Origin of the sequence: Kitasatospora sp. NPDC089797, assembly GCF_040684795.1 — a bacterium.
GTDB lineage: Bacteria > Actinomycetota > Actinomycetes > Streptomycetales > Streptomycetaceae > Kitasatospora.
Genome location: NZ_JBFBGS010000004.1, coordinates 196159 through 209028 on the forward strand (window position 1 = coordinate 196159; position 12870 = coordinate 209028).

The window sequence follows — 12870 nt, forward strand, 5'->3', positions numbered from 1 at the left end:
CCTGCGGCGCACAGTGTTCGGTGGAGGACGAGGGAGTAGCGGATGAACCTGGCCATCGTCGGCCTGGTGGTGGGCATGGCCCTCGGCTTCGCCGGGTACTTCGGCGGGTTCGCGGCGTTCCTGCTGGTGGCGGCGCTCGGGCTGGTCGGCTTCGTGATCGGGCGGCTGCTGGAGGGCGACATCGAGCTGGGCGACCTCGGGGACCTGCTCCGCGGCCGCGACCGGCGGCGCTGATGGGGGCCGTGGTTCCCGCCCCGGCCCCCGCCCCCGCTGCGGCCCCCGCTGCGGTCGCGGCCCGCCGGGGGCGGCTCCGGGTCGCCGACCGGGTGTACGAGCGGATCGCCGGGCAGGCGGCCCGGGAGGTGCTCGCCGAGGTGTGGGCCGGACGCTCCGAGAAGGGGGAACCACCTCGGGTGTCGGTGGCGCGGCCGGGCAGTACGGTGACCGTCCGGGTGGCCGTCGAGCTGCCCTTTCCCGCCGACCTCGCGGGTCTCGCCCGGGCGGTCCGTGAGCGGGTGGCGGAGCGGGTGGCCGGGCTGACCGGGACCAGGGTGTCCCAGGTGGTCGTCGTGGTCGACAAGCTGGTCCTCGGGGCGGCCCGGTGAGGACCGGCACGGAGGACTCCGACCGGGGGCGGAGGGCGCCCCGGCCGAAGGCCGCGCGGACGGCCGCGGCGGCGCTGGTCGCCACCGTGGTGCTGGTGGTCGCGGGGGCGCTGCTCTACGACGCGGTCTCGGTGCGGGCCGGGCAGCCGGCCCGGCGCTGGCGGGCGCAGCTCGCGGACGAGCTGGCCGCCCGTCACCTGGACGACCGGTGGGTGCTGGTGGGCGCCGGGGCGGCGGTCCTGGTGGGCGGCTGGCTGCTGTGGCTGGCCTGCGCGCCCGGGCTGCGCCGGTGGCTGGTGCTGCGCCCGTACGGCGGGACGGCGGCGGCGATCGAGCGGGCCGGGATCGGGCACCTGCTGGCGGACCGGGCGGCCGGTCTGCCGGGCGTCGACCGGCTGCGGATCCGGGTCGGCCGGCGGCGGGTGCGGGTGTCGGTGAGCGGGCCGGTGGATCCGGCGGCGGTGCAGCGGCAGCTGCGGGAGGAACTGGCGCGGGTCGGGTTGGCGCGGCCGCCGCGGCTGGACGTGCGGTCCTGGCGCGGGTCGGCGGGGGATGGGTCGGAGGGTGTGGGGCCGGGGGATGGGTCGGACGATGTGGGGTCGGGCGATGGGCCGGAGGGTGTGGGGTCGGGGGATGGGTCGGCGGGGGACGGGGTGTCGGGAACGGCCGGTCGGGCGGGGAGGGCGGCGGGGTGAGGCGGACGGTCGTCAACCGGGTGCTGCTGGGGGTGGGGGGGGCGGCGCTGCTGGTGGCAGGGGTGCTGGTGCTGGCGGGTGGGCTGGACCTCTACCGGCGGCTGGGGGTCGACCCGCCGGGGTGGTGGCCGCTGACCTCGCCGGACCAGCCGGTGGTGGCCGAACGCTCCCGGGGACGGTGGGCCGGCTCCACGTGGTGGTGGCCGACGGTGCTCGGCGGCCTCTCGGTGCTGGTGCTGGGGACGGCCTGGTGGCTGGTCGCGCAGCTGCGCCGCACCGGGCTGCCGGTGATCGCCGTGCCGACGCCGGGGGTGGGCGGGCTGCGGTTGCGGGTGAGCGCGCGGGCTTTGGAGGACGTGCTGGAGCAGGGCACGGCGGTGCTGCCGGAGGTCGAGCGGGCGGGGGTGCGGCTGGTCCGGGCGCCCGGACACCCCCGGTTGCGCGGTGCCGTCCGACTGACCCCGGGTGGGGACCCGGTGGCGCTGGTGGAGCACTTCGAGGACGGGCCCCGGGCGGACGCGGTGCGCAGTCTGGGGCTCGCGGAGCTGCCGGCCGACCTGCGGATCCGGGTGCTCCAGGAGGCCCCCGCCGGGCGCCGGCGCCGGTTCGCCCGGCGCCGGCCGGAGCGGCGGAGGTTGGAGTAGGGGGCCTGCTGTGGCGGGGCCGGTGCTTGGGGGAGGGGGGGGGCCGGGGGCTCAGAGGGAGCGGACGGCGCCGCCGTCGACCGGGACCATCAGGCCGGTCAGGTAGGAGGCGGCGGGCGAGAGCAGGAACGCGGCGACCTTGCCGAACTCCTCGGGGGTGCCGTAGCGGCCCAGCGGGATGGCGGCGTTCGACGCGGCACGGGCGGCCTCGGGGTCCGCGGCGAGGGCGTCGAGTTCGCGGACCCGGTCGGTGTCGATCCGGGCGGGGAGCAGGCCCAGCACCCGGATGCCGCGCGGGCCGAGCTCGTCGGCGAGGGACTTGGCGGCCATCGCGAGGCCGGGGCGCAGGCCGTTGGAGATGCCGAGGCCGGGGATCGGCTGGCGGACCGAACTGGAGAGCACGAACCCGATCACACCGCCGGCCGGGAGGGCGGCCGCGGCGGCGCGGGCCAGCCGCAGGGCGCCCAGGAAGACGGACTCGAAGGCGTCCCGCCAGGCCGACTCGGGGGTGGTCTCGACCGGGCCGGCCTGCGGGCCGCCGACGCTGATCAGGATGCCGTCGAAGCGGCCGAAGTGCTGGGTGGCCTCGGCGATCAGGCGCTCGGCGGTGTCGGGGGCGGCGTTGTCGGCGACCAGGCCGTGGGCGCTGCCGAGGGCTTCGAGCTCGGTGACGGCCGCGTCGACGGCCTCCTGGGTGCGGCCGCTGATCAGCACGTGGGCGCCGTCGGCGGCGAGTTCGCGGGCGGCGGCGAGGCCGAGGCCGCGGGTGGCGCCGGTGACGATGTAGGCCTTGTTCTTGAGTCCGAGATCCATGGGGGACATCTTGCCGCTGCGGGGGGTCTGTGTGGGGGGTGGGGGCTTTCGGGAGGGTGGGTGACGCCGGGGGCGGTTCCGGGGGTGGGTGCTCCGGGGGCTGGGTGATTTTCGGACTGCCGACCCTGTAGGTGGGGTGTACAGACCGTTGGCAGTCTGAAAATCACCCGTTACGCCCCTCTCCGCACCCACCCCCTCCACCGCCCCCTCCCGCAGCGCGTCCCTCTCGCCTGGGTGGGTGAGGGGGAGGGGGGTGGGTTGCTGGGGGTGGGTTGCCGGGGGGTGGGGGTAGCGTCGGGGGATGACGGTGAGTGAGCAGGGGTTCGTCGTGGTGACCACCACCCACGAAAGTGAGGGGCTGGCGCGTGAGTTGGCGGCGGCGGTGGTGCGGGAGCGGTTGGCGGCGTGCGGGCAGGTCTGTGCGGTGCGGTCGGTGTACTGGTGGGAGGGGGAGGTGCAGGAGGCCGTGGAGTGGCGGATCGATCTGAAGACCCGGGCCGAACTGGCGGAGCGGGTAATGGAGTTCGTGGTCGGACGGCATCCGTACGAGACGCCTGAGGTGATCGTCCTGCCGGTGGTGGGCGGCAGTCCGGGGTACCTGCGGTGGGTGGCCGGGGAGACCGGCTCCTAGGGGGCGACGTCCAGGAAGGCCAGGACGGCCAGCACGCGGCGGTGGTCCTCCTCGGAGGGCGGCAGGTCGAGCTTGAGGAAGATGTTGGCGGTGTGCTTCTTCACCGCCCGTTCGGTGATCACCATCCGTTCGGCGATCGCGCCGTTCGAGCGGCCCTCCGCCATCAGTTCCAGCACCTCGCGTTCGCGCGGGGTCAGGCGCTCCAGCGGCTTCTTGCGTTCGGTGTTGCTGACCAGCATGGCGATCACCTGGGGGTCCAGGGCGGTGCCGCCGGCCGCGACCCGGTGGACCGTCTCCACGAACTGGTCGGGGTCGAAGACCCGGTCTTTCAGCAGGTAGCCGATCGCGCCGCTGCCGTCGGCGAGCAACTCCTTGGCGTAGAGCTGCTCCACGTACTGGGAAAGGACGAGCACCGGCAGACCGGGGATCTGCCGGCGCGCCTCCAGAGCGGCCTGAAGGCCCTCGTCGGTGAACGTCGGGGGCAGTCGTACGTCGACGACTGCCACGTCCGGGCGTTCGGTGAGGAGGGCCTGGAGGAGGTCCGGTCCGGTGTCCACCGCGGCCACGACCTCGAAGTCGTAGGCCTGCAGCATCCGGATCAGACCGTCCCTCAGGAGGAAGAGGTCCTCGGCGAGGACAACTCGCACGGCAGCTCCATCGTCAGGGTCGTGGGGCCGCCGAGCGGGCTGCGGACGGCCAGGACTCCGTCGAAGGTAGCAAGCCGGCGCTCCAGGCCGCGCAGGCCGGTGCCGCGGGAGGGGTCGGCACCGCCGGTGCCGTCGTCCGTGACCTGGGCCTTCAGGGTGCGGTTCTCGTACCAGAGTTGGACGTCGACGTGGTGGGCGCCGGAGTGCTTGGCGGCGTTGGTGAGCGCCTCGGACACCGCGAAGTAGAGGGCGGACTCGACCGGGGCCTCGGGGCGGCCGGGCAGGTCGGCGGAGACGGAGACGTCCAGCGGGCTGTCCATGCCCAGGGCCCGGACGGCGTCGGCGAGTCCGCGGTCGGCGAGCACCGGCGGGTGGATGCCGCGGACCAGGTCGCGCAGCTCGTTGAGGGCGGAGGCGGAGGCCTGGCGGGTCTCGGCGAGCAGCTGCTTCGCGGCCTCCGGGTCCCGCTCGACGAGGCGCTCGGCGACGCCCAGGTTCATGCCCATGGCCACCAGCCGGGCCTGCGCGCCGTCGTGCAGGTCCCGTTCGATCCGGCGGAGTTCGGCGGCCTGGGTGGTCAGGGCGTCGCGGCGGGTCTCGGTGAGGTGGGCGACCTTGCGCTCGGCGGCCAGCGCCTCGGCCCGGGCGGTCGGGCCGAGCAGCGCCTTGGCGAGGGCGGTGTGGCCGCGCAGCGCACCGGGGGCGATCGCCAGCCCGGCCAGCATCACCGGGACGCCGAACAGGGCGGCGGTGCCGGCCGTGCCGGAGTCGGTGACGTGCATCCAGAGGTACCAGGTGTTGCCGCCGTTGTCGGCGAGCGACTGCCAGAGCTGGGGCAGCAGCAGGCCGAACGCGCCGTAGGCGACCACCATCAGCGGGAACAGCGCCACCGTGAAGCCGACGATCGGGTCGACGAGCAGCCAGAGCAGGTCGCGCCAGGTGGCCTGGTCGGCCAGCATCGCCTGGCAGCGCTGCCAGGCGCCCTTGAGGCCCGGTTCGGCCTCCGGCAGGGGCTGGTAGGGGTCCTTGATCGCGACGCCGGACCAGCGGGCGGCGAGCCTGCGGCGCAGCCCGGCCAGGCCGCGGACCGCCAGGATCGTGGGCGGCACCAGCAGGACGCCGACCCCGAGGCCGACGAAGGCGGCGGCGACCGACGCGGCGGCGATCAGGGCGAGTTGGGGCACGGCGAACGCGGCCAGGGCCGGCCCGCGGAGGAAGGAGGTGACGGCGTTGCGCAGGACGCCGAGCGGCCCCCGCCGTCCGGTGCGGCTGCGGCCGGTCGTGGTGTCGGTGTTCTGCACGTTATTCACAACTCCCGTGGTGATGCTGCTGGTCATGACCGCTCGGCCCTTTCCGTGACGGCCTCGCGGCCGGTATCCCTACCCGTTGCTTGCTGACGACATCCAGACTGCCGTGCGCCGCCGCCCCGATCACTGGGCCCTGGACCCCTGTTGGTGGTACCTGGGTACACCCCCCGGTCGACGCCCAGAGGCCATGTCCCGGGGGGTGGCCGCCGACCTAGTGTTTCCGGTGTCGGGAAGCGACCCGCCGCAGGGCGCAGGAGCTTCCGCAATCCACTTGATCGGGACAGGAGTTCAGCATGGGTGCGCGACGCGAGGAGATCAACCGGCCGCTGGTCCGGCGGGGTTGGGTCCGGCTGGTGCTGGTCCTGGCCGCGATCGGCCTGTTCCTCTACGGCCTCACCCCGGACCGCGCCCACGCGGCCACCGCCTCGGCGGCCCGGGCGGGTTCGGCCGCCTCCGGCGGCTCGACGGCGCCGCCCGACCCCGACGCGGTGAAGCGGCTGTTCGACGAGCTCGTGCCGAAGCTGCTCGCCGAGCACCGGATCCCCGGCGCGGCGGTGAGCGTGGTGGCCGGCGGGCAGCAGGTCTTCGCGGGCGGTTACGGCGTCTCCGACGTGGCGAGCCGCACGCCCGTCGACCCGGCCCGGACGGCCTTCTTCACCGGCTCCGACGCCAAGGTCTTCACCGCGGTCGCCGTCCTCCAGCAGGTCCGGGCGGGGACGTTGGACCTGCACGCCGACGTGAACCGCTATCTGACGACCTTCAAGATCAGGGACAGCTACCCGGGCCGGCCGGTGACCGTCGACAACCTGCTCACCCACACCGGCGGCTTCGACGACACCTTCATGGGGCTGGCCTCGGCCGACCCGCGGCACGTGGGTGCGCTGGGTGCGGTACTGGCCGCCCACCAGCCCGAGCGGGTCCGCGCCCCCGGGGTGGCCGCCGCGTACGACAACTACGGTGTGGCCCTGGCCGGTTACCTGGTCGAGGTGGTCTCCGGCCAGCCCTTCGACCAGTACGTCGCCGAGCACATCCTGCAACCGCTGGGCATGGACCGCACCACCTTCACCCAGCCGCACCCGGCCGCGATCGACGCCGACCTCGCCCACGGCTACCGGCCGGAGGGCGACGGGCAGACTCGGACCGAGGGGCTGTACGGGCCGCTCACCCCCACCGGCGCCGCCGCGGTCACCACCGTCACCGACATGGCGCGGCTGATGATCGCCCAGCTCCAGGGCGGCAGCTACCAGGGCCGGCGGATCCTGGACCAGGAGGGCGACGCGCTGCTGCTGGCCCGGCACTTCGGGCCGGACCCGCGGCTCCCCGGCATGGCCTACCTGCTCGAACAGCGCAACCGCAACGGCCAGCAGCTGCTGGTCAAGGACGGCGACGTGCCCGGCTTCCACAGCAACCTGGCGCTGCTGCCGGCCCACGGGGTCGGCCTGTACGTGACCGTGAACGGGGACGGCGAGGACGGCACCGGCGGGTGGATGACGCAGCAGGTGCTCAACTCCTTCGTGGACCGGTTCTACCCGGCCGCCGGGGCCGCCGCTCCGGCCGTACTCGGCGGTGACCTCGGGAAGTTCACCGGCGACTACCGCTCGACCCGGGTCAGCCAGTCCAACCTGACCAGGGCCGCCGCGCTGATGGGCTCGCTGCACGTCGCCGCGCGGGACGGCCGGCTCGTGGTGACCGGGCCGCTCAGCCGGGACCCGGGCGTGGGCGAGACCCAGTGGGAGCAGGTCCAGCCGGGGCTGTTCCAGCAGGTGGGGGGCAGCGCGCAGATCGCGTTCGAGCTGAACGGTGCCGGGGAGGTGGTGTCGATGCTGACCGACAGCGACCCGACCATCGCCTACCAGCCGCTGGCCTGGTACCAGTCGCCGGAGCTGCACCAGCGGATCGCCCTCGGCAGCCTGGCGGTGCTGGCGCTGACGGTGATCGGCTGGGCGGTGGCCGCGGTCGTACGGGCGGTGCGCGGCAGGGGGCGGGCCGGGCAGCCGGTGGTGCGGCTGCTGGGGTGGCTGACCGGGGCGGTGCTGGTGGCGGCCACCGGGTGCTTCGCCCTGCTGACCTCGGACTCCAACGCGCTCAACCAGACGCTGTTCCTGGGGGACTCCCCGCTGCTGACGCTGGTGCCGGCGCTCTTCGCGGGGGCCCTGGTGCTGACCCTGGTGATGGTGGTCTGCGCGGTGGTCGCCTGGGTGCGCGGCTGGTGGGGGGTGTTCGGGCGGCTGCACTACACGGGGGTGACGCTGGCGGCGCTGCTGTTCCTGCTGCTGGCGGGGGGCTACGACCTGATCGGGACTGGGCACTTGGCGGGCTCTCTGGATCTGATCGGGTGAGGGGGGAGGTGAGGGGCCGGGGGAGGTGAGGGGCAGGGGAGGTGGGCGGGTAGGTGCGGGGGGAGGGCCCGGGGCCGGGAGGCTCCGGGCCTTTCGGTGCGGGTCAGGCGACGATCTGCCAGGAGGTGGTGGGGACGGGCGGGCGGAGGGAGACGTCGTACCGGCGGACGGTGCGGCGGGTCGGGCGGGGAGTGGGGGTGGGGGTGGCGGTGGCGGTGGTGGCGGCCCGCGCCCGGTGCAGGAGCAGGACGGTGAGGGCGGCGACCTCCTCCGGGGTGAGGTCGGCGCGGGGGGTGCGGAAGAGGACGGGTCGGTCGGTCATCGGGGCCTCCGGGTGCGGGAACCCCGACGGCCCCGACGCGGGGCGTCGGGGCCGTCGAGGGGGGGTCGGCGTGCTGTGCGGGGATCAGGCGTGCTTGACGAGCAGGAGGCGGTGCATGGGGGTGTCGAGCAGGGCGACCCGGCGCAGGCCGGCGTCGGCGAGCCAGTGGTCGTAGTCGTGGACGGTGAAGGCGTCGCCGCCGCCGGTGGCGAGCATGGAGGCGGCGAAGAGGCGGAAGAAGCGGTTCTGGGTGTTCCCGTCGGTGCTGTCCTCGTCGACGATGTGGTCGGCGATGGCGATCACGCCGTCCTCGGTGAGGGCCTTGGCGGAGCGGAGCAGGAGTTCGCGGGCCGACTCGGGGGTCTGGAGGTGGAAGATGTTGACGAAGAGGGCGACGTCGACGCCGGTGCCCCAGTCGTCGGCCCAGAAGTCGACGATCTCCGGGGCGAAGCGGTCGGCGACCCCGAGCCGGTGGGCCTGGGCGTTGGCGATCGGGATGATCCGCTCGGCGTCCAGGGCACGGGCGGTGAGGCCGTGGAACTCCTGGAGCAGCAGCTGGCTGTAGATGCCGGTGCCGCAGCCGACGTCGAGCAGGGTGCGGTCGGCGCCGTCGCTCCAGCCCTGGGAGCGCAGCCAGTCGGCGAGGGCGGCGGTGATCGGCGGGGCCCAGAAGTTGATGCCGCGGACGAGGGAGGTGTAGTCCTCCTCGGAGATCTGGTTGAGCTGCTGGGAGCCCTCGGAGGTGCGGGCGCCGGTGCGGACGTTGGAGGCGAGGTTGCGCCAGGCGTTCCAGGCGACGTTGCGGTCGTGCCGGATCTTGCCGACCAGGCTGTACAGGCCCTCGGGGGCGAAGACGTCGTGCATCTCCGGGGGCAGGGTGTAGACGGCCTGGCCGTCCGCCGCGCGGCTGCGCTCGACCACGTCGTAGGCGGCCAGGCCGTCCAGCAGGACGCGGGTGGCGCGCAGGTCGGTGCCGAGCCGGCCGGAGAGTTCGCCGGCGGTGGCCGGGGCGCCGATCAGCGCGGTGAAGGCGCCGATGTCGTGGGCGGCCTCGATGACGCCGGTGGCCCAGATGCCGATGAGGTGTTCGTACATCCGGTGGGCGGCGTTGACGCCGCTGCCGCGGCCGGGGAGCAGCTCGGTGTCGACCAGCGGGGTGTGGTTGTCGTGGCTGCGCACGGCGGGGATGGTCATGGGTGGTGTCTCCTAGTCGAGGTGGACGGTGCGTCTGGTGCGTCGGGGACGGCTGTTCACAGGACGATTCCGCCGTCGATCTGCAGGACCGAGCCGGTGAGGTAGGCGGACTGCGGGCCGGCCAGGAAGGCGACCGATTCGGCCACCTCGGCCGCGGTGCCGAAGCGGCCGAGCGGGATGTGCTTGAGGGCGTCGGTGCGTTGGGCGTCGCTGAGCACCGAGGTCATGTCGGTCTCGATCATGCCGGGGGCCACCGCGTTGACCCGGACGCCGTAGCGGCCGACCTCCTTGGCCAGGGCGCGGGTGAGCGCGATGATGCCGGCCTTGGAGGCGGCGTAGTTGCTCTGGCCGGGGTTCCCGTAGACGCCGGAGACCGAGGAGAGCGTGATGATCGAACCGCTGCGGCGCTTGACCATCGGGAAGGCCACCGCGCGGCAGAGGTTGGCGGTGCCGGTCAGGTTGGTGTCGGTGACGGACCGCCAGTCCTCGTCGGCCATCAACAGCAGCGGCTTGTCGCGGGTGATGCCGGCGCTGGCGACGGCGACGGTGACCGGGCCGAGCTCCTGTTCGGTCCGGGTGACCCAGGCGCGGACCGCGGCGGCGTCGGTGACGTCGACGCGTTCGGCCAGGACGGCGGCGCCGAGGGCGTCGAGCTCCTTGCCGAGGAGGTCGGCGGCCTGCCGGTCGGACTGGTAGCAGAAGCTGACAGCGTGGCCGTCGGCGGCCAGCCGCAGGGCGGCCGCCCTGCCGATGCCGCGGGAGCCGCCGCTGATCAGGACGACGCCCGGGGCGCTCATCGGTCACCGCCGGCGAGGCGCAGGACGGCGCAGGCGGCCAGCCCCTGGTGGTCCAGCGAGGCGATCACGGCGAGCCGGCCGGCCGCCGCCGGGTCCTGTTCGGCCAGGGCCAGGACGGTGGTGACGGAGAAGACGGTGCCCGCGGAGCCCGTGTCGCCGAGGAGTCCGGCGGTGCGGACCCGCCGGACGGCCTCGGTGCCGACCAGGGCGGCGAGCCGGTCCTCGGCCGGCTGCCCGGTGACGGCCGCGGCCCAGACCTGGTCGGGGGTGGCGTCGGCCTGGGCGAGGGCGTCCCGGACGGTGGCGGCCAGGGCCGCCTCCGGGTCCTCGTCGACGTCCAGGCGGACGTCCAGGGCGAGCAGTTCGGCCAGCACCCGGCGTCCGGGCGGCAGCGTCCGGGCGGTCTCCACGAGCAGGACGGCGCCGCCCTCGCCGAGCGGGGTGTCGGGCGCGTCGGCCAGCCACGCGCGGGTGTCGGACTGCTCCTCCACCGCGCCGACCAGGGCGCGTTCGGCGCGGCCGGCCGCCAGCAGCCGGCGGGCGTAGCCGAGGGCGAGCAGGCCGCCCGCGGCGCCGCCGGCCAGGGTGGTGTTGGGGCCCTTGAGGTCGAAGCGGATGGCGGTGGCCGCGGCCGGGCCGTTCATCAGCACGTTCGGCATCAGCTGGGCCGGCACGTCGTAGGGCTTGTCGCCCTCGAAGGAGGCCCGGCTGAACCCGGCCGCGCTGTGGGCGCTGCCGAGGGTGGTGCCGAGGACGAGGGCGGTGCCGCCGCCGGTGGCGATCGGCTGCTCGGCGGCCGCGGCCTCGTCGAGGAGCTCGCGGACGGCGGTGACGGCCAGGCCGGTGGCCCGGTCGTAGGTGCGGGTGCCGGCCTTGCCGAGCACCTTGCGGGTGTCGAAGTCGGGGACCCGGTGGGCCGGTTCACCCCGGCCGACGCCGGCCGCGAACGCGTCGCGGCCGAGGCCGTAGGGGGAGACGGCGGACCATGCGGTGATCAGCGGCCGGTCCCGGTGGATCGTGGTGGCGCTCATGCCGCCACCTCGCCGCGCCGGTTCCTGACGGTTCGCTCGCTCATCGGCTGAGCTCCTCCTCGTGGCGCCCCAGGACGACGGAGGCGTTGTTGCCGCCGAAGGCCAGTCCGTTGTTGACCACCACCCGGAGGTCCGCGGGGACGGAGTGGTTGGGCACGCAGTCGATCTGGCACTGGGGGTCGGTGCTGCGGTGGTTGACGGTGGGCGGGACGAACCCGTGGGCCAGCGCGAGCGCCGAGGCGGCCGCGCCGAGCGCGCTCGCCGCGCCCATGGAGTGGCCGAGCATCGCCTTGAGGGCGACGGTGCGCGGCGGGGTGTCGCCGAAGACCTCGCGGATCGCGCGGGTCTCGGTGATGTCGTTGGTGGGGGTGCCGGTGCCGTGGGCGGAGACCAGGTCCACCTCGGCGGCCTTGACCCCGGCGTCGTCGAGCGCCAGTTGCATGCAGCGGGCGACGCTCGACTGGTCGGGGGCGGTGGGGTGGTGGGCGTCGCAGTTGAGCCCGTAGCCGAGCAACTCGGCGTAGATCCGGGCCCCGCGGCGGCGGGCGGAGGCGAGCGTCTCCAGGACGAGGATCCCCGCGCCCTCGGCGGTGAGCAGTCCCTCGCGGTCGGCGTCGAAGGGGCGGCAGACGTCGGAGGAGACCAGGCCGAGCCGGCTGAAGCCGGCGAAGGTGCGGCGGCAGATCGCGTCCGCGCCGCCGACCAGGGCGATGTCCGCCTCCCCGGTGCGCACGGCGTCGAAGCCGTCGCCGATGGCGTAGTTGCCGGCCGCGCAGGCCGTGCCGAGGACGGTCGGGACCACCCGGGGGAGCCGCAGCTCCCGGGCGACGGCCAGGGCCAGCTGGTGGGCCGGCAGCCGGCCGGCGGCCAGCCGGTCGGCCGGGTGCTCGGGCCCCCGGGCGACCGACTCGGCCATCATCCGGTCCAGTTCGCCGGCCTCGCCGTCGGTGGTGCCGACGGTGACCTGGGCGCGCAGCCCGCCGAGCTGCCGCTCGTCGAGGCCGGCGTCCTGGACGGCCATCCGGGCCGCCGCGACGGTGAACTGGGTGGCGCGGCCGAGCTGTTCGACCGGGAGGCGGTGGATCCACTGCTCCGGGACGAAGCCGTCGACCTCGTGGCCGGAGGTGCGGAGGAACCCGGTGGTGTCGAAGCCGGTGATCGGACCGGCGCCGCAGCGGCCCTCGCGCAGGGCCGCGGTGAACTCCTCGACCCCGTTGCCGATGCTCGACAGGACGCCGATGCCGGTCACCACCACGCGCTGCGGCCCGGTCATCGCGCGGTCGCCCGGGACAGGACCTCCAGCACGGCGGACAGGTTGACCATGTTGCCCAGCTCCTCCTGCGGGATGGTGACGTGGAACTCCTTCTCCAGGCGGGCGAGGACCTCGATGGCGTTCAGCGAGTCGGCGCCGTAGTGGTCGATGAAGTGGTCGGTGAGGGTCAGCTCGTCCAGTTCGAGGTCGAGGCAGTCGGCGACGATCTCGCGGACCTTCGGCTCGTCGATGGCGACGGTGCTCATGGGGTGCTCCTCGGGTGTGTGCGGTGGAGGGTCGGTCGGATCGGTGCTGCGGTGCTGCGGTGCTGCAGGGGTCGGGCGGGGTCAGGCGGTGGCGTCGATCAGGCTCTGCGGGCGCAGGTCGGTCCAGGTGCGCTCGATGTGGTCCAGCGCCTCCTGCCGGGTGCTCGCGTCCTTGACGGTCCGCCAGCCGGCCGGGACCTCGGCGAAGGCGGGCCAGAGGCTGTGCTGGTTCTCGTGGTTGGCGAGGACGAGGAAGGTGCCCTGCTCGTCGTCGAACGGATTGCTCATGGGGTTTCGCGGTCCTTTCTGGATTCCCGGCGGGAATTC

The 12870-nt window shown here is 74.6% G+C and carries 16 protein-coding genes; 6 read left to right on the forward strand and 10 right to left on the reverse strand.

The features are described 5' to 3' along the window. Positions 1 to 42: 42 nt before the first annotated feature. Genes AB0O91_RS05445 through AB0O91_RS05460 form a run of 4 tightly spaced genes read left to right on the forward strand, consistent with a single transcriptional unit; the run spans position 43 to position 1944 of the window. The gene (locus tag AB0O91_RS05445; protein ID WP_363428111.1) at positions 43 to 234 is read left to right on the forward strand and encodes a hypothetical protein; all 192 of its coding nucleotides are present in this window, start codon (positions 43 to 45) and stop codon (positions 232 to 234) included. A gap of 8 nt (positions 235 to 242) precedes the next feature. Beyond that, complete coding sequence (locus AB0O91_RS05450) at positions 243 to 605, forward strand: Asp23/Gls24 family envelope stress response protein (protein WP_363428113.1); 363 nt, start codon at positions 243 to 245, stop codon at positions 603 to 605. After that, the gene (locus AB0O91_RS05455) at positions 602 to 1300 is read left to right on the forward strand and encodes a DUF6286 domain-containing protein (protein WP_363428115.1); all 699 of its coding nucleotides are present in this window, start codon (positions 602 to 604) and stop codon (positions 1298 to 1300) included. Before AB0O91_RS05450 ends, AB0O91_RS05455 begins: the two co-directional genes overlap by 4 nt. Beyond that, the gene (locus AB0O91_RS05460) at positions 1297 to 1944 is read left to right on the forward strand and encodes an alkaline shock response membrane anchor protein AmaP (protein ID WP_363428117.1); all 648 of its coding nucleotides are present in this window, start codon (positions 1297 to 1299) and stop codon (positions 1942 to 1944) included. The genes AB0O91_RS05455 and AB0O91_RS05460 overlap by 4 nt, the downstream gene beginning before the upstream one ends. Positions 1945 to 1995: 51 nt before the next feature. Here AB0O91_RS05460 and AB0O91_RS05465 read toward each other — a convergent pair whose 3' ends face one another. Next, a complete protein-coding gene (locus AB0O91_RS05465; protein WP_363428119.1) occupies positions 1996 to 2757 on the reverse strand; it encodes an SDR family oxidoreductase in 762 nt (253 codons plus the stop codon). Between the two features lie 301 nt (positions 2758 to 3058). Here AB0O91_RS05465 and cutA point away from each other — a divergent pair, with 301 nt between their 5' ends. Further along, the gene (gene cutA / locus AB0O91_RS05470; protein WP_363428121.1) at positions 3059 to 3388 is read left to right on the forward strand and encodes a divalent-cation tolerance protein CutA; all 330 of its coding nucleotides are present in this window, start codon (positions 3059 to 3061) and stop codon (positions 3386 to 3388) included. Here the strand turns inward: cutA and AB0O91_RS05475 are convergent. Together AB0O91_RS05475 and AB0O91_RS05480 are read right to left on the reverse strand one after the other, a co-directional pair. Beyond that, entirely contained in the window at positions 3385 to 4035 is a 651-nt protein-coding gene (locus tag AB0O91_RS05475) for a response regulator transcription factor (RefSeq protein ID WP_350516122.1), read from the reverse strand. The two genes, cutA and AB0O91_RS05475, sit on opposite strands and share 4 nt — an antisense overlap. Further along, positions 3999 to 5372, reverse strand: coding sequence for a sensor histidine kinase (locus tag AB0O91_RS05480; protein WP_363428124.1), 1374 nt, complete (start codon positions 5370 to 5372; stop codon positions 3999 to 4001). Before AB0O91_RS05480 ends, AB0O91_RS05475 begins: the two co-directional genes overlap by 37 nt. A gap of 263 nt (positions 5373 to 5635) precedes the next feature. Here AB0O91_RS05480 and AB0O91_RS05485 point away from each other — a divergent pair, with 263 nt between their 5' ends. Further along, the gene (locus AB0O91_RS05485) at positions 5636 to 7681 is read left to right on the forward strand and encodes a serine hydrolase domain-containing protein (RefSeq protein ID WP_363428126.1); all 2046 of its coding nucleotides are present in this window, start codon (positions 5636 to 5638) and stop codon (positions 7679 to 7681) included. A 103-nt stretch (positions 7682 to 7784) separates the two neighbouring features. Here AB0O91_RS05485 and AB0O91_RS05490 read toward each other — a convergent pair whose 3' ends face one another. The 7 genes from AB0O91_RS05490 to AB0O91_RS05520 all read right to left on the reverse strand — a co-directional run bounded on the left by AB0O91_RS05490 (position 7785) and on the right by AB0O91_RS05520 (position 12831). After that, positions 7785 to 8003: an acyl-CoA carboxylase epsilon subunit gene (locus AB0O91_RS05490; RefSeq protein ID WP_363428128.1), complete on the reverse strand. Its 219-nt coding sequence runs from the start codon at positions 8001 to 8003 to the stop codon at positions 7785 to 7787. An 84-nt stretch (positions 8004 to 8087) separates the two neighbouring features. Further along, positions 8088 to 9197 (reverse strand): class I SAM-dependent methyltransferase, encoded by a 1110-nt coding sequence (locus tag AB0O91_RS05495; RefSeq protein WP_363428130.1) that lies wholly within the window; start codon positions 9195 to 9197, stop codon positions 8088 to 8090. A 56-nt stretch (positions 9198 to 9253) separates the two neighbouring features. Continuing rightward, positions 9254 to 9994 carry a 3-oxoacyl-ACP reductase FabG gene (fabG, locus tag AB0O91_RS05500; RefSeq protein WP_363428132.1) on the reverse strand — a complete coding sequence of 247 codons (741 nt, stop codon included), beginning with the start codon at positions 9992 to 9994 and terminating at the stop codon, positions 9254 to 9256. Then, on the reverse strand, positions 9991 to 11025 hold the full coding sequence (locus AB0O91_RS05505; RefSeq protein ID WP_363428134.1) for a beta-ketoacyl synthase N-terminal-like domain-containing protein: 1035 nt from the start codon (positions 11023 to 11025) through the stop codon (positions 9991 to 9993). The genes fabG and AB0O91_RS05505 overlap by 4 nt, the downstream gene beginning before the upstream one ends. Before the next feature lie 40 nt (positions 11026 to 11065). Beyond that, a complete protein-coding gene (locus AB0O91_RS05510; protein WP_363428136.1) occupies positions 11066 to 12298 on the reverse strand; it encodes a beta-ketoacyl-[acyl-carrier-protein] synthase family protein in 1233 nt (410 codons plus the stop codon). Beyond that, positions 12295 to 12543 carry an acyl carrier protein gene (locus AB0O91_RS05515; protein ID WP_363428138.1) on the reverse strand — a complete coding sequence of 83 codons (249 nt, stop codon included), beginning with the start codon at positions 12541 to 12543 and terminating at the stop codon, positions 12295 to 12297. Before AB0O91_RS05515 ends, AB0O91_RS05510 begins: the two co-directional genes overlap by 4 nt. Before the next feature lie 81 nt (positions 12544 to 12624). Continuing rightward, entirely contained in the window at positions 12625 to 12831 is a 207-nt protein-coding gene (locus AB0O91_RS05520; RefSeq protein ID WP_363428140.1) for an MbtH family protein, read from the reverse strand. Positions 12832 to 12870 lie beyond the last annotated feature (39 nt).

What these genes read in the sequence shown, in the direction of transcription:
- AB0O91_RS05445 (WP_363428111.1), top strand. Translation starts at nt 43, where the DNA reads ATGAACCTGGCCATCGTCGGCCTGGTGGTGGGCATGGCCCTCGGCTTC.
- AB0O91_RS05465 (WP_363428119.1), bottom strand. Translation starts at nt 2,757, where the DNA reads ATGGATCTCGGACTCAAGAACAAGGCCTACATCGTCACCGGCGCCACC.
- cutA (WP_363428121.1), top strand. Translation starts at nt 3,059, where the DNA reads ATGACGGTGAGTGAGCAGGGGTTCGTCGTGGTGACCACCACCCACGAA.
- AB0O91_RS05480 (WP_363428124.1), bottom strand. Translation starts at nt 5,372, where the DNA reads ATGACCAGCAGCATCACCACGGGAGTTGTGAATAACGTGCAGAACACC.
- AB0O91_RS05485 (WP_363428126.1), top strand. Translation starts at nt 5,636, where the DNA reads ATGGGTGCGCGACGCGAGGAGATCAACCGGCCGCTGGTCCGGCGGGGT.
- AB0O91_RS05490 (WP_363428128.1), bottom strand. Translation starts at nt 8,003, where the DNA reads ATGACCGACCGACCCGTCCTCTTCCGCACCCCCCGCGCCGACCTCACC.
- AB0O91_RS05495 (WP_363428130.1), bottom strand. Translation starts at nt 9,197, where the DNA reads ATGACCATCCCCGCCGTGCGCAGCCACGACAACCACACCCCGCTGGTC.
- fabG (WP_363428132.1), bottom strand. Translation starts at nt 9,994, where the DNA reads ATGAGCGCCCCGGGCGTCGTCCTGATCAGCGGCGGCTCCCGCGGCATC.
- AB0O91_RS05505 (WP_363428134.1), bottom strand. Translation starts at nt 11,025, where the DNA reads ATGAGCGCCACCACGATCCACCGGGACCGGCCGCTGATCACCGCATGG.
- AB0O91_RS05510 (WP_363428136.1), bottom strand. Translation starts at nt 12,298, where the DNA reads ATGACCGGGCCGCAGCGCGTGGTGGTGACCGGCATCGGCGTCCTGTCG.
- AB0O91_RS05515 (WP_363428138.1), bottom strand. Translation starts at nt 12,543, where the DNA reads ATGAGCACCGTCGCCATCGACGAGCCGAAGGTCCGCGAGATCGTCGCC.
- AB0O91_RS05520 (WP_363428140.1), bottom strand. Translation starts at nt 12,831, where the DNA reads ATGAGCAATCCGTTCGACGACGAGCAGGGCACCTTCCTCGTCCTCGCC.